The sequence below is a fragment of the Hymenobacter wooponensis genome (assembly GCF_004745865.1).
Taxonomy (GTDB): Bacteria; Bacteroidota; Bacteroidia; order Cytophagales; family Hymenobacteraceae; genus Hymenobacter; species Hymenobacter wooponensis.
The window spans coordinates 178,399-204,199 of record NZ_SRKZ01000007.1; the positions used below are offsets into that span (position 1 = coordinate 178,399).

16 protein-coding genes are annotated in these 25,801 nt (G+C 58.5%); 13 read left to right on the forward strand and 3 right to left on the reverse strand.

Annotated features, from left to right (window positions below; all coding sequences use genetic code 11):
- Positions 1-29: 29 nt before the first annotated feature.
- The 5 genes from EU557_RS21945 to EU557_RS21965 all read left to right on the forward strand — a co-directional run bounded on the left by EU557_RS21945 (position 30) and on the right by EU557_RS21965 (position 7,197).
- The gene (locus EU557_RS21945; protein ID WP_135532628.1) at positions 30-1,637 is read left to right on the forward strand and encodes a hypothetical protein; all 1,608 of its coding nucleotides are present in this window, start codon (positions 30-32) and stop codon (positions 1,635-1,637) included.
- 33 nt (positions 1,638-1,670) lie between these two features.
- Positions 1,671-2,363, forward strand: coding sequence for a phage tail protein (locus EU557_RS21950; RefSeq protein ID WP_342588274.1), 693 nt, complete (start codon positions 1,671-1,673; stop codon positions 2,361-2,363).
- 17 nt (positions 2,364-2,380) lie between these two features.
- On the forward strand, positions 2,381-3,808 hold the full coding sequence (locus EU557_RS21955) for a T9SS type A sorting domain-containing protein (protein WP_135532629.1): 1,428 nt from the start codon (positions 2,381-2,383) through the stop codon (positions 3,806-3,808).
- A gap of 205 nt (positions 3,809-4,013) precedes the next feature.
- Entirely contained in the window at positions 4,014-5,414 is a 1,401-nt protein-coding gene (locus tag EU557_RS21960) for a sensor histidine kinase (protein ID WP_135532630.1), read from the forward strand.
- Between the two features lie 121 nt (positions 5,415-5,535).
- The gene (locus tag EU557_RS21965) at positions 5,536-7,197 is read left to right on the forward strand and encodes an NAD(P)/FAD-dependent oxidoreductase (protein ID WP_135532631.1); all 1,662 of its coding nucleotides are present in this window, start codon (positions 5,536-5,538) and stop codon (positions 7,195-7,197) included.
- Between the two features lie 241 nt (positions 7,198-7,438).
- Here EU557_RS21965 and glgP read toward each other — a convergent pair whose 3' ends face one another.
- Positions 7,439-9,091: an alpha-glucan family phosphorylase gene (glgP, locus tag EU557_RS21970; RefSeq protein WP_135532632.1), complete on the reverse strand. Its 1,653-nt coding sequence runs from the start codon at positions 9,089-9,091 to the stop codon at positions 7,439-7,441.
- A gap of 407 nt (positions 9,092-9,498) precedes the next feature.
- Between glgP and EU557_RS21975 the strand changes: the two genes are divergently transcribed.
- The 6 genes from EU557_RS21975 (at position 9,499) to EU557_RS22000 (ending at position 19,021) form a co-directional block, all read left to right on the forward strand.
- On the forward strand, positions 9,499-10,947 hold the full coding sequence (locus EU557_RS21975; protein ID WP_135532633.1) for a hydrolase: 1,449 nt from the start codon (positions 9,499-9,501) through the stop codon (positions 10,945-10,947).
- 313 nt (positions 10,948-11,260) lie between these two features.
- The gene (locus EU557_RS21980; RefSeq protein ID WP_135532634.1) at positions 11,261-13,165 is read left to right on the forward strand and encodes a glycoside hydrolase family 13 protein; all 1,905 of its coding nucleotides are present in this window, start codon (positions 11,261-11,263) and stop codon (positions 13,163-13,165) included.
- A gap of 97 nt (positions 13,166-13,262) precedes the next feature.
- Complete coding sequence (locus EU557_RS21985) at positions 13,263-13,970, forward strand: SDR family oxidoreductase (RefSeq protein ID WP_135532635.1); 708 nt, start codon at positions 13,263-13,265, stop codon at positions 13,968-13,970.
- A 123-nt stretch (positions 13,971-14,093) separates the two neighbouring features.
- Positions 14,094-15,929, forward strand: a complete 1,836-nt coding sequence (locus tag EU557_RS21990; protein WP_135532636.1) for an alpha-amylase family glycosyl hydrolase — start codon at positions 14,094-14,096, stop codon at positions 15,927-15,929.
- 146 nt (positions 15,930-16,075) lie between these two features.
- A complete protein-coding gene (locus tag EU557_RS21995) occupies positions 16,076-17,701 on the forward strand; it encodes an MFS transporter (RefSeq protein WP_245326353.1) in 1,626 nt (541 codons plus the stop codon).
- 222 nt (positions 17,702-17,923) lie between these two features.
- Positions 17,924-19,021 (forward strand): glycosyltransferase, encoded by a 1,098-nt coding sequence (locus EU557_RS22000; RefSeq protein ID WP_135532637.1) that lies wholly within the window; start codon positions 17,924-17,926, stop codon positions 19,019-19,021.
- A gap of 28 nt (positions 19,022-19,049) precedes the next feature.
- Here EU557_RS22000 and EU557_RS22005 read toward each other — a convergent pair whose 3' ends face one another.
- Complete coding sequence (locus EU557_RS22005; RefSeq protein ID WP_135532638.1) at positions 19,050-19,457, reverse strand: hypothetical protein; 408 nt, start codon at positions 19,455-19,457, stop codon at positions 19,050-19,052.
- Between the two features lie 179 nt (positions 19,458-19,636).
- A complete protein-coding gene (locus tag EU557_RS22010) occupies positions 19,637-21,355 on the reverse strand; it encodes a M28 family metallopeptidase (protein WP_135532639.1) in 1,719 nt (572 codons plus the stop codon).
- Between the two features lie 180 nt (positions 21,356-21,535).
- On the opposite strand from EU557_RS22010, the gene EU557_RS22015 reads away from it, so the two are divergent.
- Both EU557_RS22015 and EU557_RS22020 read left to right on the forward strand, forming a co-directional pair.
- Positions 21,536-22,477, forward strand: a complete 942-nt coding sequence (locus tag EU557_RS22015; RefSeq protein ID WP_135532640.1) for a peptidase associated/transthyretin-like domain-containing protein — start codon at positions 21,536-21,538, stop codon at positions 22,475-22,477.
- 96 nt (positions 22,478-22,573) lie between these two features.
- On the forward strand, positions 22,574-25,630 hold the full coding sequence (locus tag EU557_RS22020) for a M16 family metallopeptidase (RefSeq protein WP_135532641.1): 3,057 nt from the start codon (positions 22,574-22,576) through the stop codon (positions 25,628-25,630).
- The last annotated feature ends 171 nt before the right edge of the window (positions 25,631-25,801 follow it).

Sequence of the window (25,801 nt, forward strand, 5' to 3'; positions counted from 1 at the left end):
TAGCTGGCTTCTTAACTACCGCACTACTAATGCAACACCTTTACCGTTACTTGTTAGGCCTGTCGTTCAGTGCCCTAGCTGTTTCCGCTCAGGCCCAATCCGTGGGTGTGGGCACTACCACCCCTGATGCTAATGCGGCCCTGGATATTTCAGCAGGCGCTAGCAACAACAAGGGCCTTCTAATACCGCGCATGACGGTGGCTCAGCGCACAGCTATTACCAACACTACACAGGGCATGCTGGTGTTCCAGACCGATGGCGCCCAGCCCGGCTTTTGGTATTTCCAGGGTGGCGTATGGGTGGCACTCCCCTCGGGCACTGCCACTAGCTCGGCCTGGCAACGCGCCGGTAACACGGGCACCGACCCCGGCACTAACCCCGGCGTGGGCGGCACCACCAGCCCCGGCTCCGACTTCATTGGTACCTCCGACAACAAAGATGTGGTAATACGCACCGGCAACACAGAACGCCTGCGCATTACCACCGATGGCAGCTTGTATAGCCGGTCAACCTTCGGCCTGATTCTGAATGCCAACGATGCACCGTTGATTACCCGCGGCTGGGATGCTTTCACTAGCGGCACATATAGTGGCCTAGGCCGCTGGGGGATATTCATGCGGGCTAGCTCATTGTCGTCGGGCATTCCGGACTTGGGAGGCAAGTCGTTTACCTGGGTAACGTGGAACGCTAATTCTACTGTTAACAAAACCCTTATGACGCTGACGCAGACGGGCAACCTAGGCATTGGTGTAGAAGATCCTACTACTCGGTTGAGTATGGTAGGGACGGGTGCTGCTAACCCTTTCACCTCGGGCGCAGCCCAAAGCACGGGGCATATTGCCCGCTTCCGCGACAATGGTAACGTGACCCTTGACCTAGGTAGCAGCGGCACGGACGGCAACTGGATCCAAAGCACTAACGCTACCGCTCTTAATACTAATTACCCTCTCCGCCTGAACCCAAATGGCGGCAACGTGGGCGTTGGCTTACTTACTCCTGCTCAAGCACTTGAGGTACTGGGCACCTTCGGGGTGCGCAACGGCGCGGCCTGGGACCACCTGTTCATTGCGCACGATGGCACGACGTCGGCTATAACAGCGGGTGGTGCCGACACTGGCCTAGCGTTCCGAGTGGGTGCCGGCGCCGCGGGTACGTACAACGATGCTTCCCAGAACTACCGCGACGTAATGCGCCTCATGCCGAGCGGCAACGTAGGTATTGGCACTACTACCCCAAGCGCTACACTGGAAGTAGCCGGTCAAGTGAAAATTACTGGGGGCACACCCGGTGCGGGCAAGGTACTGACCTCTGATGCTACTGGCCTAGCTACTTGGCAAAACGCCGCTTCAAGCGCCACCAACATCCAGACTACCAACACCTTCGCAATTCCTACTACGGGCGCAGGTACGTTAAATGCCACGACGGGTATAGTAGTTCTGCCGAACAACAACAGCACGAACGGTACCATCACGTTGGGCACTGGCACCAACGGCCAGACCCTGACCATCACCAACCTCGACGCCGACGCCGTGAGCATCACCAGCACCAGCGGTACGGGCAACCTGCTGCCCAATTTCGCGGCGCAGTTCGTGTACGTGGTCAATAGCACCACCAGCGGCTGGTTCCGCGTCAATTAATTCTTCCCTCCTTCCTGACTTTTCTTCTCTGCTATGAGATTTATGGCTACTCCTGCTGGCATTGTACCAGCTTCTTCTCCTCAACAACCCCAAGCGGAGCCGCAGCGCCGGGGGCTGCTCAAGCGCCTGGGCGCCCTCCTCGGTGGCAGCCTGTTGGCCGGCCCCGCACTAGCCAGCACGCGCAGTGTGGCTTCTACGCAGGGTATGGAGCCCTTTGTTGGAGAGATTATGCTGTTTGCCGGCAACTTTGCTCCAAAGGGCTATCTGCTTTGCCAAGGGCAACTGTTAAACATCAGTCAGAACACCGCCTTGTTCTCCATACTTGGCACTACCTACGGCGGGAATGGTCAAACAAACTTTGCTCTGCCTGACCTACGCGGCCGGTTCCCAATGCAGCAAGGGCAGGGACCTGGGTTATCATATCACAGCCAGGGAGAGATGGCTGGAACAGAAACGGTTACTTTGCTTAATAGCCAGATGCCGGCTCACAACCATCAGCTAAATGCGTCTACTGCTGCCGGCAATTCTGATTCGCCGAGTGGCAACGTATTAGCTAACAATGGCCGGGGCGGGCCGCAATTCACCTCGGCTGGCACAACAAATACGCCTATGAATCCTCAGAGCGTAGGAGTTGCGGGTGGCAACCAGCCCCACGAAAACATGCCGCCGTATCTAGCCCTCAACTTTTGTATTGCTGTTGACGGCATATATCCTTCGCGCGACTAGCGCCCAAGTAATTTAGGATGAAGGTTTTCTACTCCTTACTAGGGCTCTGCGCACTGGCCGAAGCTGGTTTTGCCCAGGGTCTGACCAACAACGGCGGCATCCTTACGGTGCAGTCGGGGGCAACGCTCTACGTACCGGGTGTGCTCGATAACAAGACGGGCAGCACGCTAACCAATGCGGGCACCGTGCAAGTCCTTGGCGATTTGACCAATGCCGGCACCCTAACCTCACCGGGCCGAGTGCTACTAAGCGGCGCAGCGGCTCAAACCCTCACGGCGGGCGGTGCCACGCTAGGCCAGTTAGAAGTAAACAACGCCAGCACTCAGGGCGTTACTGTGCCCGACAACCTGACGATTATGCAGGAGCTGAAGCTCACCAACGGCATGATGCGCACCCCGGCTAGTGCTACCATCAGCCTTACCAACGCAGCCAGCGTAGTAGGTGAGGCTACGGGCCGCTACGTGCTGGGCAACCTGCGCGTAGCGCGAGACAACGTAACTACCGCTACTGATTTCACTAACAGCGCTATCATTGGCGGCAATGGTCAGAGCCTGGGTCAGGTGGTAGTAAAGCGCACGGCCGGGTTGACAACGGCTGGCACCAGCCACGGTACCTTTAACAACTCTAAAAGCATAGACCGGATCTGGACGGTAACCACCGCTCAGGCTCCCACGGGGCCCGTCCCGATTACGCTTTCTTGGCTGCCCGACAATGACAATGGTCTGACGGATTTTGCCCGGGTGCTTATTTGGCGCCAAGCCAGCCAAACGGCGCCCTGGAACGGGGTGGGCTCAGTGGCTAACGCATCAGCTACGCGCAGCATCAGCACCACTACCACCGTCTTCGACCGCCTGACCGTCTCAAACTCGGCTAACCCGCTACCGGTGCAGCTCATTTCTTTCACGGCGGAGGCACGAGCCACAGATGTACTGCTACGCTGGGCTACTGCTTCGGAGAAAGACAACGCCGTATTCATTGTTGAGGTAAGTACCGATGGTCAGCAGTTCAGACCAATAGGCCAGGTGGCGGGGCGCGGTACTACCAGCCAGCAGACTACCTACACCTATCCCGATGCCCAAGCTAGCCACTGGGCAAGTGAGGTGCTCTATTACCGCCTGCGCCAGCAGGACACCGACGGCACCGAATCGTATTCGGCCGTGCAAGTTGTGAAGCTGGCAGCGGCAGAAAAGGCGCTGGCACTGGAGGCTCACCCCAACCCGTTTAATCGGGAGCTGTTTGCTCACCTTGTGCTACCCCACGCCGGACTTACCAGCATCGCGCTTCACAACACCCTAGGCCAGGTGCTGTTTACCCGCAGGCTAGAACTGCCAGCCGGCACTTCTGAAGTTGCTCTTCCGGAAGCTACTACGCTACCACAGGGGGTGTACTTTCTGGTGGTTCGGCAGGCTGATGCCTCACGCATAGTAAAGGTGGTGCGGGAGTAAGCGAATTCTTTTCAGCTGCCCCCGCCACCCTAAACGGCCAGATTTCCTAGCAGGAGTCTGGCCGTTTTGTTGGTATTTACCTTAACAGTAAAAATTGGAAAGTAAATTAGACCTTTACCCGGTTGCATTAGAAGTTTAACCTGATGTGCTCCGTACGGCTACGCCATCTGGCCTAGCTCTTATCTCACTCTATTCCCTCTCTGCTATGTCTACTGCCACTATCACCCCCGAGGTACTTGCCCGCGTAGCCACTTTCGCGGAGCTGCCCACCGACACGCTGCAGTGGGTGCTGGATCATGGGCAGGTTCGTACGTATGCCCCCGGTGATACGGTCCTCAACCCCGGCGACCCAGCCGAGTTTATGGTGGTAGTACTATCAGGTGGCCTACAGTTCTTTTTCTTACGCAATGGCAACCGCGAGCCTATCTTTCGGGTCGATAAGGGCCACGTGAGCGGCGTGCTGCCTTACTCCCGGCTGCGTGTGATTCAGGGCTTAGGAGTGGCCGTTGGTGATACAGAATTGCTACTCCTGCACCGCGACAACTTCCCGGCGTTGGAGCAGGTCAGCCCCGAGCTGGTGCAGCGCCTAGTAGGGTTGATGAGCGACCGGGCCCGGCAAGAAGCTCGCTATCAGGAGCGCGACGATAAGCTGCGGGCTTTGGGCAAGCTCTCAGCAGGCCTAGCCCATGAGCTTAACAACCCTGCTGCCGCCATTATGCGGGCAGCCGAGGCATTGGATAACCGCCTGCGGGCCAAGCCGGGGCTACTGCTGGAGTTGGTGCGCCATTGCCCTCAGCCCGATGCCCTGGCCGATTTAGCAGCCGTGGCCTCAAACCCGCCCCTTACGCAAACGCCTCTTTCTCCGCTGGAGCGCTCCGACCGGGAAGATGAACTGGCCGAATGGCTGGAGGACCAAGACGTACTTGATGGCTATGCTTTGGCCTCAGGTCTCTTAGAAGCTGGCTTAACTTTAGATAGCCTTAAGCCACTCATCATGGCACTACCTGAGCCTAGTAGGCCCTCGGCCCTGGCGTGGCTGGAAGGGCAGCTGACTACGCTGTGCCTAGTGCGCGACGTGCAGGAGGCAGGTGGGCGTATCAGTACGCTTGTCAGCAACGTAAAGACCTATAGCCACATGGACCGCGCCGGCGACTTTGCGCCTTTGGATGTGCACACCGGCCTGGAGAGTACCGTGAATATCCTGAGCTACTGCATGCGGGAGGAGAAAGTGCAGCTCACGCGGGACTATGCGCCCGGCCTGCCGCTGGTAAAAGGCCAGGTAAGTAGCCTCAACCAAGTATGGACGAACTTACTAGACAACGCCATTGACGCCATGCCGGGTGGGGGCGAAATCACGCTGCGCACCCGCCAGGAAGGTGATTTCGTGCTGGTATCGGTGATTGATAACGGGCCCGGGATTCCGCCCGAGGTGCTGCCCCACATCCTGGAGCCCTTCTATACTACCAAGCCTGCCGGCGAAGGCACTGGCCTAGGGCTCGATATTGCCCTGCGCATTATCGAGCAGCACGATGGCCGCCTGGAGGTACAGTCGGAGCCCGGCCACACCGAGTTCCGGGTGTGGCTGCCGGTGGCCGGAAGCCGCTAGGCCAGTCGGGCACCGTCTTGCCCTCCGCAGATTGCCTCTTACCTTTCGCTAGAAAACAGCGCAGCGTTCTTTCCTTCCTTTCCTATCTCGTCCGGCGCTCTGCCGGCCTGTTCCTACTTCCATGGCTGCCACCAAAAAACCGATTCTGCTTGCCGTTGATGATGATGCGCAGGTGTTAAATGCTATTGAGCGGGACCTTCGTCAGGAGTTCCGCCGCGACTATCGGGTGCTGCGTGCTAGCTCCGGCGAAGAAGCCCTTTCTACAATTCAAGAGCTGCAGCAGCGCGAAGAGCCCCTGGCTCTGGTGCTAGCCGACCAGCGCATGCCGGGCCTGCAGGGCGTGGAGCTGCTGGAGCAAACCCGCCAGTTGTTTCCCGATGCTAAGCGCGTGCTTCTGACGGCCTACGCCGATACGGAAGCTGCCATCCGGGCCATCAACCACGCCCGCCTCGACTACTACCTCATCAAGCCCTGGGACCCGCCCCAGGAGCTGCTCTACCCCACGCTCCACGACTTGCTAGCGGCTTGGCAAACTGCCTATCGTCCGCGTTTTCAAGGGTTGCGCCTGATTGGGTTTCAATGGTCGCCACTCTCGCACGAGCTCAAAGACTTTCTGGCGGGCTACATGGTGGCTTTCCAGTGGCTTGATTACGAGACAAATGCTGACGCTCAGGAGCTGCTCACCCGCACCGGTTTCACCCCTGCTGATCTGCCGGTTGTGGTGTTCGAAGATAACACCGCCCTTTCTAACCCCGAACGCAGCTTGGTAGCCGAACGGCTAGGCCTGTCTCAGAAAGCCTCGCAGGAGCTCTACGATGTGGTAGTAATTGGAGCCGGCCCCGCGGGCCTAGCGGCCGCAGTGTATGGCGCTTCTGAAGGGCTGCGCACCCTGGTGGTGGAGCGTATGGCTCCGGGCGGCCAGGCGGGCACCAGCTCCCGCATTGAGAACTACCTAGGGTTCCCGACGGGCCTCAGTGGCAGCGAGTTGGCCCACCGAGCCTGGTCGCAGGCGGTGCGGCTGGGGGCAGAGCTGCTAGCCCCGCAGGAAGTAACTAGCCTACGCGTGCAGGATGGCTACAAGATCCTAACCCTCGCCAACGACACGGAGGTAAAAACCCGCGCCGTGGTGCTGACCACCGGCGTAAGCTACCGCACCCTGGAAGTACCCGGCATTCATCAGCTGACGGGGGCGGGCGTGTACTACGGCGCGGCCCGCACCGAGGCCCGCTCCTGCGACGAGCAGGACGTGTACATTGTGGGCGGTGGCAACTCGGCGGGTCAGGCGGCCATGTACCTGGCCACCTATGCCCGGAGGGTGTTCATCGTGATCCGGGGCAGCTCGTTGGCGGCATCTATGTCGGCATACCTGATTGATCAAATCGGCCAGACACCTAACATTGAACTGCTTACGCACACCCAAGTAGCCGAGGTGCGCGGCGACGACCACTTGCAACAAGTAGTGCTCAACCGCAACGGGCAGTTAGAGGAGCGGCCTGCCCGGGCCCTGTTCATCTTCATCGGGGCCAAACCCAGCACCGAGTGGATTTGCGATACAGTGGTCTGCGACGGTAAAGGCTTCCTGCTCACCGGCCGCGACCTGGTAACCGATCCACGCTACGCCGACTCTTGGAAGCACACCCGCGAGCCGTACCTGCTGGAAACCTGCGTGCCCGGCGTTTTTGCCGCCGGCGACAGCCGTGCCGGGGCCATGGCCCGCGTAGCCTCCGCCGTGGGTGAAGGCAGCATGGCCATCAAGTTCGTGCACCAGTATCTGGATGAGTAGGAGAGGGAGGGAGTTGTAATGAAGTGATAATGTAAAAAAGAACGTCATGCTGAGCTTGTCGAAGCATCTCTACCTCTGGCTATTCAACAGGTCTAGAGCCGACTCAACGAAGCGGTAGAGATGCTTCGACAAGCTCAGCATGACGTTCTAAAGTTGTAAACACACAAAAGCCCATCATCCTGCTCAGGATGATGGGCTTTTGTTTTCATCTAGAATGTGGCCTAGGCCACTTCCTTAATTACTACTTGGCGTTGTACATGCGCTCGTAGTACTCCGTAGCCATGCGGTGCGACTCGAACTCGGGCTCTACCTCGCGCATGCCAGTCTTGGCAATTTCCAGGAACTTCTCGGGCTGCCCGTAGTAGAGCGGCACAATTTCGTTCTGAAGCACGTCGAGCACGTTAGTGGCCTCAATGTCGTCCTTCACGTTGTCAGGCTGGTTGATGTCGGTGTGCTCGATGATGAAGCCGTTCTCGCCGTGGCGCACGAACTCCGGAATCCAGCCGTCGGCGATGCTAAGGCTTACGCAGGCATTCATGGCGGCGGTCATGCCGCTGGTGCCCGAGGCTTCACGGGGGAAGCGCGGGGTGTTCAGCCACACATCGGAACCCTTCTTCAGGGCTGCCGACAGGCCTAGCTCATAGCCAGTTACCACGGCACAGCCCTTCAGGTTCTTGGTTTTGGCAATGATGTCGTTGAACAGGCCAATAGCGCCGTAGTCCTTGGGGTAGGGCTTGCCAGCCCAAATCACCTGCACGGGGCGGTCTTGGTTGTTCACGATTTCCAGGAAGCGCTCGAAGTGGCGCAGAATCAGGTCGGCGCGCTTGTAGCCGGCGAAGCGGCGGGCCCACACCACGGTCAGTACCTCAGGGTCGAGGAGGGTACCGGTCTGGTCAGCTACAATCTTGAACAGTTCATGCTTCAGCTCCTTCTTGCGGGCCAGCAGAGCCGCGTCGTCGTTAGCTTCCAGGGCAGCGTGCAACTGCTTGTCGCGCCAGTAGGTACCGTTCTGCGAGTTGGTAATGGCGATAATGGGGCAGATGCCTTGGTAGTGGCCCCACATTTCATTGGCCACCTCACCGTGCACTTTGGATACGCCGTTGGAGATGCGCGAGAAGCGCAGCGCCGTGAGCGTGTAGTTCAGGCGGTCATTCTCCACCATGCCCAGGTCGCGCACCTCCTGCAGGGGCACGTTGCCGAAGAACGACATTTCGTCGAGCAGCTTCACGGGGTGCTCCTCGTTGCCGGCCAGCTCAGGCGTATGGGTCGTGAATACCAGGCGCTTCTTCACCTCCTCCAGGTTGCGGCCGTGCTTGTCGTAGAGATAGAAGGCTAGCGGCAGGCCGTGGCCCTCGTTGAGGTGGTACACCTCAGTCTGGCGACCGAGCAGGTCGAGCAGCTTGCCGCCGCCCACGCCCAGCAGAATGCTCTGCGCTACGCGAGCTGCGGTGTCGGCGTCGTAGAGGTGGTGAGAGATGGTGCGCGAGAGGTAGTCGTTCTCGGGAATGTCGGTGGTCAGGAAGAACATCGGCACCGTCCCGAAGGTCTCGGGAGCCAGATACAGAGCCTTCACCAGTACCTGCGCGTTGTGAATGTTGATGGGGAACACAAAGCCGGTATCCTGCAAGAAGCTGTATTGCTTGATGCGGAAGTCGGCGCGCATGCTCATGTCCTCGTTGCGGCCCTGGTCGTAGTAGCCGAACGACCACAGGATGCCGATGCCCACCAGGTTTTGCTTCAGCTCATAAGCCGAGCGCATGTGCGAGCCGGCCAGGAAGCCTAGGCCACCCGAATAGGTTTTGAGCGCTTGGTCGAGCGCGAATTCCATGGAAAAGTAAGCCGCCGGAGTGCTAAACTCGGGGGCGGTGGTGTACATCTGAAAGTCAAATGCCATTGGAGCACGAAAGGTCAAAGTGAGAAATGTGGCGGCAAGTCCGCCCTCGGAAACCGCGTACGGAATCCGGCCCAAAAAAAGCGGAAAAGTGCAGACTGTTTGAGGGTGAGCCCGCTAGGAAGGCCAAAATGCTAACCTGCCACCAATAAAAGACAAAAAAGCATCAATGCATGCCCCATTCACATTGTCTAGGCCACCCCGGGGCCTTTGGTAGGTAGCACAGGCGGAGCTTTGGAACTGTCTGGCCGCCTTTCTGCTTGCTTAGGAGAGCTAAACAATAGGTTGTCAGTCTGCTATTTGGTAACAAATCAATAATGCTGCTCAGCCGTATCAGGGGCAAGCTGCCGGGTAGTTTTGCCGAGCAGTAGTCCTTCCTTTCCTACCTCCACAACCAAAACCCTTCTTTCATGCAGTATTCTTTTCGCTGGCTCACGGCCTCCGTTCTGAGCCTTACTATGCTGGCTTGCGCCAAGCAAGACCTCTCGCCCAGCACGCCCGCGGCGGCTACTACAGTTCAGCAACATGTAAGCAGCGTCGGTTTCCCCGAAGGCTTCGAGACGGGCACCAAAACAGCCTATACCACGGGTTCCGTTACCCTCGGCTCCGGCTCCTGGACGCTCAATGACGCCCTGCTCGGCAACACCACCGCCGACCCTAAAACTGGGGCCCAATCGGTACGGGTGCGCAACGTGGGCTCGGTGGGCATGAACTTCGATGCCACCACCGGCGCAGGCGTGGTAACCGTGCAGCACGCCGTGTACGGCACCGATGCTAGCTCGCAGTGGGAGCTATGGGTAAGCCAGAACAGCGGCAGCAGCTACACTAAAGTAGGCAGCACCATCACCAGCAGCAGCTCGGCCCTGAGCACGGCTTCCTTCACCGTAAACCTGAGCGGCAACGTGCGTCTGCAGATCCGCAAAATCTCGGGTGGCACCAACCGCATCAACATTGATAACGTGACCCTGGAGCAGTACGGCTCCGGCACCACTACGCCACCTCCCACCACGGGCGGCAAGAAGTTCCTGTTTGATGGCTCGCACGGGGAGCTGGCCGGCAACGCCGACTGGGTGCTGGACGTGAACAGCGGCGTGGTTTCACGCTACCCCTCGCCCGACCAGAGCGGCATTACCAGCAGCACCCTGGAAACCTACTGGACCGGCGCTATTTCAGCCTGGGGCGTGGCCCTGGCTAAGCTAGGCCACTCCGTGGAGCAACTGCCCGCCGGCACGGCCATCTCGTTCGGCAACACCTCTAACCCCCAGGACCTGAGCAATTACAGCGTGTTTGTGGTGGATGAGCCCAACACGGTATTTACAGCTGCCGAGAAAACCGCTATCCTGCAGTTTGTGCAGAACGGGGGTGGCTTGTTCATGATTTCGGACCATGACATCTCGGACCGCAACAACGACGGCTGGGACTCGCCGGCCATCTGGAACGACCTGATGCAGAACAACTCGGTGAAAGCCAACCCCTTCGGCTTCTCCGTAAACCTCGACAACATTGTGGAGAACAGCACCAACGCGCTGGCTTCCACCACCAACCCCATCATGAACGGCTCGCAGGGCCGGGTTAGCCAGCTGTCCTTCCACAACGGCGCCACTATGACGCTCAACCCTACCGCCAACACTACGGTGCAAGGCCTGATCTGGCGTACCTCCGCTACCCAGGGCAACAACAGCGTAATGGCCGCCAGCAGCACCTTTGGCACCGGCCGCGTGGTCATCATCGGCGACTCTTCCCCGGCCGACGACGGCACGGGCTCGCCCGGCAACACCGTGTATGATGGCTGGAACGAGAACGTAAGCCACGCCCGCCTGCACCTAAACGCCTCGCTCTGGCTGGCGAAAGTGCAGTAAGGTCCTAGGCCACCCCGGTAGGCCACTCCCACAAAAATCCCCGTCGTCTGGTAATGCAGGCGGCGGGGATTTTTTGTGGCCGTTACCCCACCCCCGTCCCCTCCGGGAGAGGGGTGCGTTCTGACATAGAAGTCGTCTGGCACCCCTCTCCCGGAGGGGAGGGGACGGGGGTGGGGTAACGGCCATTGGCGTCTTGGGCTACTGGGTGGCCTAGAATAGGCTAACACAGCACCAATTCCGCGCATTTCGGCATTACCTCAACCGATTGCAGAGCCTGTATCTTGCAGTTCCGTCACTGAATCCCACCTCACGTATGATCTCAGCCCGATTTCTGCCTTTGCTGGCTGGCACCCTGCTGGCCGCTGCCGCGCCCGCTGTAGCCGCCACCGCCCCTTCCGTTACTGAACTGGCTGCCCCGGCCGCCAAAGCCACCTCCGCTACCCGCATCGACCCTACCTTCTGGTGGGTAGGCATGAAAAACCCCAAGCTGCAGCTACTGGTGCACAGCCCCGGTATTGCCAGCAGCACCGCTACTCTTAAGTCTTACGAAGGCGTAACGCTGGATGGCGTGCAGAAGCTGGAGAGCCCTAACTACCTGCTGCTCAACCTCACCATCAGTCCCACGGCCAAGCCAGGCAAGCTGCAGCTGGAGTTTAAGGGTGCCAAAAAGATGACGTACGCCTACGAGCTGCGTCAGCGCACTACCCCCGGCGACAAGCAGAAAGTGCAGGGCCTAACGCAGCAGGATTTCATCTACTTCCTGATGCCGGACCGCTTCTCGAACGGCGACCCGAAAAACGACTACATCAAGGAGATGCGCGCCCCCAAAGTGGCCCGCGACTCTATGTACTCCCGTCACGGCGGCGACCTGAAGGGCATCGAGAACCATTTCGACTACCTTAAGAGCCTGGGTGCCACGGCCATCTGGATGACGCCGGTGGTGGAAAACGACATGCCCAAGGCCAGCTACCACGGCTACGCCCTCACCGACTACTACAACACCGACCGCCGTTACGGCACCCTGGAGGAGTACCGGCAGTTTGTGGACAAGGCCCACCAGAACGGCCTGAAAGTGGTGCATGATGTGGTGCTCAACCACATGGGAAGCAAGAACTACCTGTTTCTGGATCAGCCCGCCAAAGATTGGTTCAACCAGTGGCCTAGTTTCACGCGCAGCAACTACAACTCCTCGGCCCTCAACGACCCGTATGGCTCGGAGCTGGACCGCAAGCTGTACAACCGAGGCTGGTTTGATACCACCATGCCCGATGTGAACCAGAGCAACCCGCTGGTAGCTACCTACCTGATTCAGAACTTCCTGTGGTGGGTGGAGTACACTGGCCTAGATGCTTACCGCATCGACACCTACCCTTACTCCGACCCCAAGTTCCTGATGCAGTGGGGCCAGGCCCTGAACGAGGAGTTCCCGAACCTGTTCAAGTTTGGGGAGGCCTGGGTGGGCAGCACGGCTCAGCAGGCGTTCTTCGCCCGCAACATTTTCCAGCCCGTCGATGGGTTCAAGTCTAACCTGGAGTCGGTGTTTGACTTCCAGTCGCAGGGTGCTCTTCACGATGCGCTGCGCGGCGACCAGCCCAACATGAACCGCCTGTACGAAGCCCTGCAGGGCGACTGGATGTACGAGGACGCGAGCCGCAACGTGACCTTCCTCGACAATCACGACATGAGCCGCTTCTACTCCGTGATTGGGGAAGACTTTGCCAAGTACAAGATGGGCATTGCCTGGCTGCTCACCACCCGCGGTATTCCGCAGCTCTACTACGGCACCGAGGTGCTGATGAAGAACTTCTCGAACCCCGACGGCAAGGTTCGCGAAGACTTCCCCGGCGGCTTTGCGGGTGATAAGACCAATTATTTCACGGCCGCCGGCCGCACTGGGCAGGCCGGCGAGGCTTTCACATACCTCAGTACCCTGGCCAACTACCGCAAAACGCACCCAGTAGTGGCCACCGGCAAGCTCATGCAGTTCATTCCGCAGGACGGGGTGTACACCTATTTCCGCTACAACGACCAGGGCCAGACCGTGATGGTCATGCTCAACGGCAACAAGGAAGAGAAGACGGTAGACGGTACCCGGTTTGCGGAGCGTACCGGCGGGTTTACGTCCGGTACGGAGGTAGCCACTGGGGCCACTGTATCAGATTTGAAGTCTTTCAAAATCCCTGGGCGCACGGCTTGGGTAGTGGAGTTGAAGAAATAGTCTGGCGAGGGACTGCGGGAACCTCCGCAGTCCCTCGTAACTTATGCCTAGAGCACTGGTTGCTTTTTTCAGCATAAGCCCACTAAGCCTGATTCTTATGACCGACCTGACCGACCAAGTAGCCATTGTAACCGGTGCCAGCCGCGGCATCGGGAAAGCTATTGCTTTGCTGCTGGCCCTGCAAGGTGCCAAAGTGGTATCCGTAGCCCGTAGCGCCGAGGAACTGGAAGAGCTCAACGCCAAAACCCAGGGCCTCGCTATTCCGGCTGATGTAGCCGATGCCGACGACGCCCAAAATGTGGTAGATGAAGCCCTAAGCCGCTTTGGCCGCCTCGATATTCTGGTGTGCAACGCCGGCGTGGGCTCTTTCAACCTGCTCGAAAACTTTGAGGCCGCCGAGTGGGACCGGATTTTTGACGTGAATGTGAAGGGTACCTTCCTGATGTGCAAGGCCGTAGTGCCCCACCTAAAAGCGCAGGGCCGGGGCCACATTGTGGGTATTGCCTCCGATGTAAGTAAGCGCACCTTTGAGCATGGTACCGTTTATGGGGCCAGCAAGTACGCCCAGGATGCCATGCTGGGTTCTCTGCGCAAGGAGCTGCGACCCCACGGCGTGAAGGTGAGCACCATTTACCCCGGTATGGTGGACACCTACTTTAACGACTCCCACCCCGGCTCTCCCGAGCTCGAAAAGACCCACCTCAAGCCCTCCGATATTGCCCAGGCGGTACGCTACGTGCTAGAAGCGCCGCCTCATGTGGTAGTGGATGAGCTGATGATTCACCCCCTTACTCAGGAGTGGTAAAATGGTGAAGCAGTGAGGTTGTGAATGTGATGCTGTCCTGTTCAAACACGTTGAACGGCCCCAGTACTAAGCTCATCATTTCACCACTTCACCGCTTCACCATTTTACCTTTCTCACTTGCCTATGAAAAACCTGGTACTGCCGGTTGCCGTCCTTTCTCTAGGATTAGCATCTTTCTCTTTGTTTCAGCAACCCTCAGCTCCCGTGGCAGAAACCTTTTCCACCTCGGACCCCAACACCACCGACGAAGTACCGCAGGACCACAAGCTGGTGATTTATCAGTTGATGACCCGTTTGTTCGGCAACAAAACAGCCGTGAATAAGCACTACGGTACGCTCCAGGAAAACGGGGTTGGCAAGTTCAACGACATCAATACCACCGCGCTACAGGCCATCAAGAAGATGGGCGTGAGCCATGTGTGGTTTACCGGCGTGCTAGAGCACGCCACCATGACCAACTACACCAAGGACGGCATTGCCCTCGATGATGCCGACGTGGTGAAGGGCCGTGCCGGCTCGCCCTACGCCGTGAAGGACTACTACGATGTAGACCCCGACCTGGCCGTGAACGTGAAGAACCGCATGCAGGAGTTTGAAGCCCTGGTAAAGCGGACCCACGACAACGACATGAAGGTGCTCATCGACTTCATTCCCAACCACGTAGCCCGCACGTATAAGTCGGATGCCCACCCGGCGGGCGTGGTAGACCTGGGGGAGAAGGACGACAAGACCAAGGCCTTTGCGCCCAACAACAACTTCTACTACCTGCCCGGCAAAAGCTTTGTGGTGCCGGCCGGCTACAATCCGCTAGGCCCCTTAAGCGGCCCGAAAGAAGACACCAAGTTTCAGGAAGTGCCCGCCAAAGCCACCGGCAACGACGTGTTTTCGGAAGCACCCAAGGTGGACGATTGGTTCGAGACCATCAAGCTCAACTACGGGGTTGATTACCAGAATGGCCGCGCCCAGCACTTCACGCCCACCCCGGATACGTGGCTGAAAATGCGCGACATCCTTATCTTCTGGACCAAGAAGAACGTGGATGGTTTCCGGTGCGACATGGCCGAGATGGTGCCCGTAGAGTTTTGGGCCTGGGTGATTCCGGAGCTCAAGAAGATCAAGCCCGACCTGATTTTCATTGGAGAGGCCTACGACGCCAAGACGTACAAGATGTACATCGAGCAGGGGCACTTCGATTACCTCTACGACAAGGTAGGCCTCTACGATGGCCTACGCCGCCTGATGCGGGGTGAGGGCACCACCGAGGACATTACCAAGGTGTGGAGCCAGGAAAGCCGCGGCTTCTCGGGCCACATGCTGCGCTTTCTGGAAAATCACGATGAGCAGCGCATTGCCTCCAAAGACTTTGCCGGCAACCCCCGCGCCGCTATTCCGGCCATGACGGTGTCGGCCACGCTGGCTACGGGCCCGGTGATGCTGTACTTTGGGCAGCACGTGGGCGAGCCGGCGCACGGCGCCGAGGGCTTCTCCAGCGAAGACGGCCGCACCACCATCTTCGACTACTGGGGCGTGCCCGAACACCAGAAGTGGATGAACGGCGGCAAGTTTGACGGCGGCAAGCTCTCTGACGAGCAGAAGCAGCTCCACGACTTCTATACGCGCCTGCTCACGCTCACCAGCCAGAGCGACGCCATCCGGCGCGGGAAGTTCTATGAGCTGCAGGACGCCAACAACCTCGATCAGCAGTACAACCAGCGCCAGCTCTACACCTTTGTACGCTATACGGATAAGCAGAAGCTGCTCATTGTGGCCAACTTCAGCCCCGACAAAACCTACAAGCCAACCCTGCGCATTCCGCCTAACGTGCTGCAGCTGATGGGCCTCAACGCCAACCAATTCTACACCTACACGGACATCCTCAACCAGGCCCCCACCGTGCAGGCCCTGAACGTAACGCTGGCCCCGCAGAGCGCCTACATTTTCGAAATCAAAGCTAAATAAGTGATGAAGTGACGAGGTGATGAAGCGCTCCAGCACGTCATCCTGAGCACTATAAACGGCCCGTGCATCCTACATCTTCACTGGCCTAGGCACCTCATCACCTCCTTGCCTCATCCCTTCCTCACCTCTTTACCACTTCCCACCACATGGCAACCAGTGTAGCGGCGGCTTCCACCAGCACCCGCGAAAAACCCCGCCTCAGCTTCTGGCAAATCTGGAACATGAGCTTCGGCTTCTTAGGCATCCAGTTCGGCTTTGAGCTGCAGAACTCCAACGTCAGCCGCATCTTCGAAACGCTGGGCGCTAACAAGGACGACATTCCAATTCTCTGGATTGCCGCTCCGCTGACTGGCCTACTTGTGCAGCCCATCATTGGGTATTTCTCTGACCGTACGTGGCACCCATTCTGGGGCCGGCGCCGCCCTTACTTCTTCATTGGGGCTATCTTGGCCACGCTGGCGCTGTTTGTTATGCCTAACTCTTCCGCTCTCTGGATGGCGGGCGGCATGCTCTGGATTCTCGACGCCAGCATCAACGTGAGTATGGAGCCCTTCCGGGCCTTTGTGGGCGACAAGCTCCCGAGCGAGCAGCGCACCAGCGGCTTCGCCATGCAAAGCTTCTTTATTGGGGTCGGCTCAGTGATTGCAGCGGCGCTACCCTGGGTGTTTACTAACTGGTTCCACCTCAGCAATACGGCTCCGGCGGGTGAGATTCCGCCTTCTGTAAAATGGGCCTTCTACGCCGGCGCCGTGGCCTTTATGCTGGCCGTGATGTACACGGTGTTTACCTCTACTGAAACTCCTCCGGAAGACATGGAAGAGTTTCGGAAGGAAAACGCCAAGGTGGGCATTTGGGACGGCCTGAAGGAATCATTTGCGGGTATTTTCCAGATGCCGGTGGCCATGCGGCAACTAGCCCTGGTGCAGTTCTTCACCTGGTTTGCACTGTTCTCGATGTGGATTTACTCGACCAACGCCATTACGAGCAACATCTACAACATGAAGGTGAACCAGGGCCTGTATGCCAAAATGGTTGCGTTTGTGAACCAAGCCGCCACGCAAGCCCAAACCGATAAAGACAAGAAAGAGCTGAGCTCTCTGCAGAACGACATCAAGGAGATCAACCAGTTTCAGGCGGATAATCCTACCAAAATTCTCACCACCAATTTAACCGGCTACTACCTCACCCACGCCCAGCCTACGGGCCAGGAGCAGGCAGAGCTCAAGCGGGTGCAGCAGCAGTACAACGATGGCGCCGACTGGCTGAGCCTAGCTTCCTCAGTTCGTAATGGCGTAGCGGCTGTTTTTGCTTTTATCATCCCGCTGATTGCCGCGCGCACCAGCCGGCGGCAAACGCACATGATCTGCTTGCTCATAGGTGGCCTAGGCCTGTTGTCGCTGAAGTTTATCAGCAACCCCGACTTTATCATGGTCTCCATGGCTATGGTGGGTGTTGCCTGGGCCAGCATTCTGTCGATGCCCTATGCTATTCTCGCGGGGTCGTTGCCGGCTAACAGAATGGGGTATTACATGGGCGTGTTCAACTTCTTCATTGTAATTCCTCAGATTGTAGCGGCCACGCTCCTGGGCTTCTTTACAATGCACCTGTTCCAAGGCAACACCCTGAATACAATTGCCTTAGGCGGCGGCTCCATGATTTTAGCGGGCCTGCTTACCCTGTGGGTGAAAGACCAAGATGATGTGAAGCCCGGCGCGCAAATAGTTGATTCGCCGGGTTATGATACCCCAACGGCCGTTGTCCCCAACATGTAAGTTCCTATCTAAATAGGCCTAGAGCACAGAAAAGCCCTTTCCGTCACACGAGGAAGGGCTTTTCTGTGCTCTAGGCCTATCCGTATTAATACCAGGCCGTTAAAGTCAAAATCAGCATTTACCCCTCACCACCAATTAGCGCGCAAGCCGTATTCCATAGACAATCAGTGCCGCACCTTTGCCCTCAGCCGATGGGCGGCCTTTCCTCTCGACTGGCAGCGTATGGTATTTCCGGTTATTTTCTTCGGCGTATTTTTTGGGTTATTCTTGCTGATCTTGCTTCTGCTGGTGCTGCCGCGCCCCGCTCTGCGCGATACCGGTGCCCGGCCCCGAGTCAGCATTCTCATTGCCGCTCGCAATGAAGAAGTTACCATTGAGCGCTGCCTGCAGGCGCTACTGCAGCTAAACTACCCGGCTGAGCAACTGGAAATCCTCATCGGCGACGATGCTTCTACCGACAACACCGTGGCCGTGGTGGAAGCTTTTATCAAAGACAAGCCCCAGTTCCGGCTACTGTCCATCCGGCACCGGTTAGGCACCTCCAAGGGCAAGAGCAACGTGCTGGCCCACCTCTGCCGCGCCGCCACTACTGATTACTTCCTGTTCACCGATGCCGATATGGCTCTGGCGCCCGACTGGGTGCAAACCATGCTGGCCGCCGCGCCCGAAGGTGTGGGCATTGTAACGGGCATCACCACCGCTGATGGCAACCTCTTCGGGCGCCTGCAGGGCCTCGACTGGCTCTATGGGTTGAGTCTGATTCGGGTACTCACCGACTTAGGTCTGCCCATCACGGCGGTAGGCAACAACATGCTCGTGACGCGGGCCGCCTATGAATCTATTGGCGGCTTTGAGGCCCTGGCATTCAGCATCACCGAAGACCTGCAGCTGTTTGAGCAGATTGTAGGCCAGGGGTGGGGCTTCCGCAACATCATTTCTCCGAAAGCGCTGGGCGTATCGGTGCCGCAGCCCACGGTGCGCCACTTGTTGCATCAGCGCAAGCGCTGGATGAAGGGGGCCAGCCGGTTGCCCTGGCAGCTAAGCCTGCTGTTCAGCTCCTACGGCTTTTTCTACACGGTGCTGGGGTGGCCGGGCTTGCTCCCCACCACCACCATCCTCACGCTGTACGCTGCCAAAGTACTGTGTCAGACGTTGTTTCTATTCATCACGCTTCGGCAGACTGGGCGGCGGGAGTCTCTGAGCGTCCTGTTAATCTACGACGCGTACCTGCTGTTCATGTCGCTGGCGGCCCTGGCTTACACCGTGTGGCCTTCCTATATTCAGTGGAAGGAGCGCCGGTACCGCTGGGCCGAGGGCTAGGGCACTGCCGCCTGCAAGTACCAGCTGCCTATTGCCCGGTTTGCAGCCACTGCTGAGCAGGCATCTCCTCAGTAAACACCCGAATATCGGTGCCAGTATCCGCCAGGCTGTCTAATTCTGATAGGCGCGGCCGCAGAATATCGGCGTGGTAAGGGGTGGTGAGGTAAGCCAGCCGACGCGTAGTAGTGGGCAAGGCGGCCTGAAAATCAGAGCGAAAATCCCGCAATACCCACTGCAAATCATTGGGGTCGGCTAGTCCGCGGCTACGCAAGTCCACTAGCCAGCGCCCAGCCTGTTCCTTCTGAGCCAGCTGAAGGGCAGCCTGATACCCGGCCCGATGCTCGGCTGGTGAAGCCGGCCTCTTCCACCGCAGAAACAGCAACCGCAGGTCAGAGCGGTAGGAGAGAGCCACGTAATCGGTTGAGGAAGCTTGCATGAGGAGAGTCAATTGCAGTAAAGGTAGGGGTAAGATGTCCCGTTTTGAGACTCCCAAGGGCATTTTTCTACCATGACCTTTATCATACCATTTCCATCATGATTTTTCTATGAACGCTACCATAACAAAGGGAGCCGCAAGTTCTTTGCGGCTCCCTTTGTTATGATTACTTCACTGGCCTACGCCTTTGGCTTCTGGCCTAGGCTTTTCTCCCGAATAGCCCGGAACTCGGAGCTGGGCTTCCAGTTAGGAAAGGTAGTTTCGCCGGCCAGACGCTGCCCCACCCGGAACAGCAGGCGGGCATCCTGCTCCATGCCGCGCAGGTCCCAGTTGGGGTTGTACTCATCGGAGGGCTGGTGGTAGTGCTTCTCCTCAAACTCGGCGTGCTGCTGGGTGATGTACTCCTTGCCCTTGGCCCGACTATCGGCGGCCCCGCTGGCGTAGAGAGAAGGTACGCCCACCTTGGCGAAGTTGAAATGGTCGGAGCGGTAGTAGAAGCCCTTTTCCGATTGTGCATCGGGCTGAATATAACGGTCCTGCTCTTTCGCCGCTTCCCGGGCATAGTCATCCAGTTCCGACTGGCCGAGGCCCACCACCGTCAGGTCGCGCATGGGCCCGAAGGAGGAGAGGGCATCCATGTTGATGTCGGCCACGGTTTTGTTGAGCGGAAACAGCGGGTGGGCGGCGTAGTAGCCCGAGCCCAGCAGCCCCTGCTCTTCGCCGGTTACGGCCAGAAACACAATGCTGCGGGCGGGTGGCTGGGGTAGCTTGGTAAAAGCCTTGGCAATGCTGAGCAGGGCCGCACAGCCGCTGGCATTATCCACCGCGCCGTTATAAATGGAGTCGCCGTTGATGGCGGGCCCAATACCGAGGTGGTCCCAGTGGGCCGAGTACATGATGTACTCGTTGGCGCGGGCCGCGCCCGGCAGCACGGCCACCACGTTTTTAGAGTTGCGGCGGCGCAGCTTGTTCTGCACGCTCACGCTTAGGTTCAGGCCCATAGGCTGGGCCTTGAAGCCTTTCTTGTTGGCAGCAGCGTAAAGCTGATCGTAGTTGAGGTTAGCGGCCTGGAACAGCTTTTTGGTAGCATCCAGGGTTATCCAGCCCTCTACAGCGCACTTACTGGCCCCTTTGTCGGTGGTTTGGGGGCGCAGCTTGGCACCGGAGTAGCTGCTCTGCACCACCGACCACGGATAGGCAGCCGGCTTGGTATCGTGCACAATGAGCAGGCCGGCGGCACCCTGGCGGGCGGCTTCCTCATACTTGTACATCCAGCGGCCGTAGTACGTCATGGCCTTGCCCTTAAACATGGTGGTATCGTTGCCGGCATTGCCGGGGTCGTTTACCAGCACCACCACCGTTTTGCCCTTCACGTCGAGGCCGGCGTAGTCGTTCCAGCCGTACTCGGGGGCCACCACGCCGTAGCCGGCAAACACCAGCTCGGAGTTTTTCAGGGCCACCGAAGGCACCTCCCGCTCGGTGAAAGCCATGAAATCGGTTTTGTAGTTGAAGGTCAGGTTCTGGCCTTTGCCGGTTACCTGCATGGTGCTGGAGGGCGTGCCCGTAATTTCTACCAAGGGCACATTCTGAAAGTAGGAGCCATCGGGGCCGGGCTTCAAACCCAGTTTCTTGAACTCATCGGCCAGATAGCTGGTAGCTTTTTCCTCGCCAGCAGTGAAGGGCTTGCGGCCCTGAAACTCATCAGAAGCCAGCACTTTGATGTGGTTGCCGATGTCGGCGGTCGTGATGCCGTCGGGTGGGGAAGCAACGGTGGTGTCGGCGGCAGCCGTGGCAGCACCGGCACCGGTAGTGGTTGTGGAGGAGTTACCCTGACAGCCGGCCAACAGGCCTAGCAGCAAGGCCGGGCCCGCCAGGGCGGCGGAAGAAAGAACGCGCATACGCAAGTAGGGGAGAAGTGTGAAGGAACTGTGGTGGCCTAGCGCCAATTGTCAACCACTAGGCCACTCAGCCTCAAGGTGCCAAAAATCTCCTGTATTTATATAGGCTTCTCCGGATACTTTCTCTCTAGATTTGCTCTTGTTGAGCTATATCCTATTATGCCTTTCTACCATTCTACTATGACTGCATTACTTCTTGCACATCTAATCCAAGAGCCTCCTTACCAAGCAATAGTAGTAGATGCCACCACCAGCCGGCCACTACCCGGCGTGACCGGGCTTGACCTTGCCACCCAGCAGCGCTTCAGCACCGATGCTCTAGGCCACTTCACGCTAGCGGGACCAGCGGCTCACTTTCAGCTACGCCACCTAGGCTTTGCGCCGTTAGAAGCCTCCCGCAGTGGCCTACAACCCGGGCAAGTAGACACCTTGCGCCTGCTGCCTCAGTCCATCTTGCTTGGCGAAGTGAGTGTGCGGCCTACCAAGCCTGTAGTACTCTCCAGCTTCGGGCCAAAGGTGAAGGATAAGATGGGCGTGTTAGTAGTGCCAGGCAGTGAGTGTGGCGTACTGTTTCGGCCCGCGCCTGACAGCCCGCCAGCTGTGGTAGAGCAAATAACTGTGCAGCTGCGCCCAAATAAGCCCAAAGCCGGCCAAATACGCATTAGGCTCGTGGCTCCTACTAGCGAGGCTGAGCCTCGGCCCACCTCCCACGACCTCATTCCGGTGGCAGCTACCTACACTGCGGCGCAACTAGTGGCCCTACCTGACCAGCGGCTTACCGTGGATATATCCGCCTATGGCCTGCAGCTGCCGCCTAACGGCTTTTTCGTGCTGATTGAAGGATTAGGTTCCAATTATCCCGCCGAAGTGGCCGTTCCTATGCAACGCGGCGACCCAACACCTCACCTTATTCTTACCGCTACAAATCTCGCAGACTCTGCCACTTACCGCCGCACCCCTATGAACGATTTTCCGGCCGTAGTGCGCGGTACTTCCGTGACGGAGGTCGAGACATATTGGCGGCAGTGCTGCAACCGCCCTTGGCGCGGGTACCGGCTGACCCACAAGCCAAAGGAGTCGGAGAATGTGGCAGTTACGTTGGTGCTCCGCGCCTTGGAATAGGCCTAGGCCACTACTTGCATCTTCCTATTTTTTACTGTGTCTTTCGCGGCGTAACTTCCGGACTACGAACTTTCTTCATCCTCTATTTCCCCACTAATGACGCGTAATCATTTGCTCTTGCTCGGGCTGGGCTTCTCCCTGGCCTTCAACCCGGCAATGGCCCAACAAAAATCTACTCCTAAGCCTGCCACGGTAAAAAAAGCGCCTGTTGCTACAGCGGGTGGTGCCAAACTGGTGGAGAAAGTAACCCGCAAGGGCAACGAGCTGGTTATCCCGTATGAAAAGTATGTGCTGCCCAACGGCCTTACCCTCATCGTGACGGAAGACCACAGTGACCCGCTGGTGCACGTAGACGTGACCTACCACGTAGGCTCGGCCCGGGAGCAGATTGGCAAGTCGGGCTTTGCCCACTTCTTTGAGCACATGATGTTCCAGGGCTCCGACCACGTGGGCGACCAGCAGCACTTTAAGCTGGTAACCTCGGCCGGTGGTACCCTCAACGGCTCTACCAACCTCGACCGCACCAACTACTACGAGACCCTGCCCAGCAACCAGCTGGAAACCGGCCTGTGGCTGGAAGCCGACCGCATGGGCTTCCTGCTGGATGCCGTGTCGCAGAAGAAGTTTGAAATTCAGCGCTCTACGGTGAAGAACGAGCGGGGCCAGCGCGTGGATAACGCTCCCTACGGTCAGGCCAATGAGTACATCATCCGGACGCTGTATCCCTACGGCCACCCCTACTCGTGGTCGACGATTGGCTACCTCGAAGACCTGGACCGTTCCGATGTGAACGACCTCAAGAACTTCTTCCTGCGCTGGTACGGCCCCAACAACGCTACACTCACCGTGGGCGGCGACGTGAAGACGGCCGAGGTGGTGAAGATGGTGGAGAAGTACTTCGGTCCCATCAACCGCGGTCCGGCCGTGGCTAGCCAGAAGCTGGCGCCCGTGAAGCTGACCCAGGACCGCTACGTGAGCTACACCGATAACGTGCGTTTCCCCATGTTGCGCATGGTGTTCCCGACCGTTCCTAACGGCAACCCCGACGAGGTGCCACTGGCCGTGCTGGCCCAGATTATTGGACAGGGCAAAAACTCGCTGATGTACAAGAACCTGACGAAGCCCCAGAAGGCCGTGCAGGCTACCGCCTACAGCAGCAACAACGAGCTGGCGGGTGAGTTCTCGCTGATTGCGCTGCCCTTCCCCGGCAAAACGCTAGACTCTCTGGAGCTGACGCTGCGCAAGACCCTGAAGGAGTTTGAAACCCGCGGCGTAACCGACGAGGATATCCAGCGCTTTAAGGCCTCCGAAGAAGCTGACCTGATCAATGGTCTGAGCAGCGTAAACGGCAAGGTAAACCAGCTGGCGGCCAACCAGACGTACTTCGGCAACCCCAACCGTCTGCCCGAAGACCTGAAGCGCATCCGGGCCGTAACCAAGGCCGATGTGCAGCGCGTGTACAACCAGTACCTGAAGGGCAAATCGGCGGTAATCCTGAGCGTGGTGCCCAAGACGGGCGGCGTGCAACCTTCTCACCCCGATAACTTCACGGTATCGAAAGCGGGCTACGTAGCGCCCAAAGACGAGTACGCGGGCCTGAAATACCTGAAGGCTACCGATACCTTCGACCGCAGCAAGCAGCCCGCCGCCGGAGCTAACCCGGTGGTGCAGGTGCCCACCATTTGGCAGGCTTCCCTGGATAATGGCCTGCGCATCATTGGCACCCGTAACCAGGAAATCCCGACGGTTACCATGCTGATGACTATCCGGGGTGGTCACCGCCTGGAGCAAACCATGCCCAACAAGGCTGGTATTGCTTCCCTCACGGCCGCTATGCTCAACGAAGGCAGCCAGAAATACACCGGCGAGCAGTTCAGCTCTGAGCTAGACAAGCTGGGCAGCACCGTGCGCGTTTCAGCCGGCGACGACAACACCACGGTGTACGTGCAGAGCCTGACCAAGAACATTCCAGCCACCATGAAGCTGCTGGAGGAGCGCCTCATGCACCCCCGCTTCGATCAGGCCGACTTTGACCGTATCAAGAAGCAGACGCTGGAAAACATTGCCAACCAGAACACCCAGCCCGTAGTAATTGCCGACAAGGCCTACTCGCGCCTGCTCTACGGGCCTACCAACATCCTGAACGTGCCTACCAGCGGTACCGCCGCCACGGTATCGGCTCTGACGCTGGACGACGTGAAGCAGTTCTACCAGCAGTACTACGCGCCTAACGTGAGCTACCTGGTAGCCGTGGGCGACGTGGACCAGAACGCCCTCACGCCGCAGCTGGCGTTCCTGAAGGCCTGGCCCCAGAAGAACATCAGCCTGCCCGCTGGTGACAACGCGCCTAAGCCTGATAAGACCCGCATCTACTTCGTGAACAAGGAGGGTGCCGCGCAGTCAGAAATTCGGGTGGGCTACCTCACGCCCTTCACCTACGATGCTACCGGCGACTATTACCGTGCTTACCTCTCTAACTACCTGCTGGGTGGGGCCTTTAACTCGCGCATCAACCTGAACCTGCGCGAAGACAAAGGTTACACGTATGGTGCCCGCTCGGGCTTCCAGAGCACCCGCTACGTGGGTCCGTTCACGGCCTCAGCCGGCGTACGCGCCGATGCTACCGCTGCTTCGGTGAAGGAGTTCATGAAGGAAATTCAGAACTACCGCAACGGCATTTCGGATGAGGAGCTGCAGTTCCTGAAGTCGTCGGTGGGCCAGAGCGATGCCCTGCGCTACGAGACCGGCCAGCAGAAGGCCGCCTTCCTCTCGCGCCTGGTGGAGTACGACCTGCCCCAGGATTACGTGAAGCAGCAGAGCCAGATTCTGAACAACCTGACCAAGGAAGATGTGCAGGCCAGCGCGCAGAAATATCTGCCCGCCGACAACATGTATATCCTGGTAGTAGGTGACCGCGCTAAGTCGTTCCCCGGCCTCTCCGAGCTGGGCTACGAAGTAGTGGAGCTTGACACGGAGGGCCTGCCCATTGCGGCGTCGACCCCGGCGGCGGCTCCGGCCCCTTCTGCCGTAACGCCGCCCGCCGACAATGAGAAGATGAAAATCAAGACCAAAGACGCGAACGGTAAGAAAGAGAAGCGCAAGGCTAAAGCCAAAGACGATAAAGCCGACGCCAAATCAGCCGACGCTAAGTAAACCGGCCTACGCGTTGTAATACAACGCCCTACGCCTTAGTCAGCCGCCCTGTCCGTTTAGTCGGGCAGGGCGGTTTTTGGTTTGTAGGCCACCAGCTGGCCTAGTGCGTAAGGTATTTGTTGCCCTTGCCCGTCTGCCTCTTCCATTGCCTGGGCCATGTGCCTAGCACTA

What these genes read in the sequence shown, in the direction of transcription:
- EU557_RS21995 (WP_245326353.1), top strand. Translation starts at nt 16,076, where the DNA reads ATGGCAACCAGTGTAGCGGCGGCTTCCACCAGCACCCGCGAAAAACCC.
- EU557_RS21960 (WP_135532630.1), top strand. Translation starts at nt 4,014, where the DNA reads ATGTCTACTGCCACTATCACCCCCGAGGTACTTGCCCGCGTAGCCACT.
- EU557_RS21965 (WP_135532631.1), top strand. Translation starts at nt 5,536, where the DNA reads ATGGCTGCCACCAAAAAACCGATTCTGCTTGCCGTTGATGATGATGCG.
- EU557_RS21975 (WP_135532633.1), top strand. Translation starts at nt 9,499, where the DNA reads ATGCAGTATTCTTTTCGCTGGCTCACGGCCTCCGTTCTGAGCCTTACT.
- EU557_RS22010 (WP_135532639.1), bottom strand. Translation starts at nt 21,355, where the DNA reads ATGCGCGTTCTTTCTTCCGCCGCCCTGGCGGGCCCGGCCTTGCTGCTA.
- EU557_RS22005 (WP_135532638.1), bottom strand. Translation starts at nt 19,457, where the DNA reads ATGCAAGCTTCCTCAACCGATTACGTGGCTCTCTCCTACCGCTCTGAC.
- EU557_RS21950 (WP_342588274.1), top strand. Translation starts at nt 1,671, where the DNA reads ATGAGATTTATGGCTACTCCTGCTGGCATTGTACCAGCTTCTTCTCCT.
- EU557_RS21955 (WP_135532629.1), top strand. Translation starts at nt 2,381, where the DNA reads ATGAAGGTTTTCTACTCCTTACTAGGGCTCTGCGCACTGGCCGAAGCT.
- EU557_RS22015 (WP_135532640.1), top strand. Translation starts at nt 21,536, where the DNA reads ATGACTGCATTACTTCTTGCACATCTAATCCAAGAGCCTCCTTACCAA.
- glgP (WP_135532632.1), bottom strand. Translation starts at nt 9,091, where the DNA reads ATGGCATTTGACTTTCAGATGTACACCACCGCCCCCGAGTTTAGCACT.
- EU557_RS21990 (WP_135532636.1), top strand. Translation starts at nt 14,094, where the DNA reads ATGAAAAACCTGGTACTGCCGGTTGCCGTCCTTTCTCTAGGATTAGCA.
- EU557_RS21985 (WP_135532635.1), top strand. Translation starts at nt 13,263, where the DNA reads ATGACCGACCTGACCGACCAAGTAGCCATTGTAACCGGTGCCAGCCGC.
- EU557_RS22020 (WP_135532641.1), top strand. Translation starts at nt 22,574, where the DNA reads ATGACGCGTAATCATTTGCTCTTGCTCGGGCTGGGCTTCTCCCTGGCC.
- EU557_RS21980 (WP_135532634.1), top strand. Translation starts at nt 11,261, where the DNA reads ATGATCTCAGCCCGATTTCTGCCTTTGCTGGCTGGCACCCTGCTGGCC.
- EU557_RS22000 (WP_135532637.1), top strand. Translation starts at nt 17,924, where the DNA reads ATGGTATTTCCGGTTATTTTCTTCGGCGTATTTTTTGGGTTATTCTTG.
- EU557_RS21945 (WP_135532628.1), top strand. Translation starts at nt 30, where the DNA reads ATGCAACACCTTTACCGTTACTTGTTAGGCCTGTCGTTCAGTGCCCTA.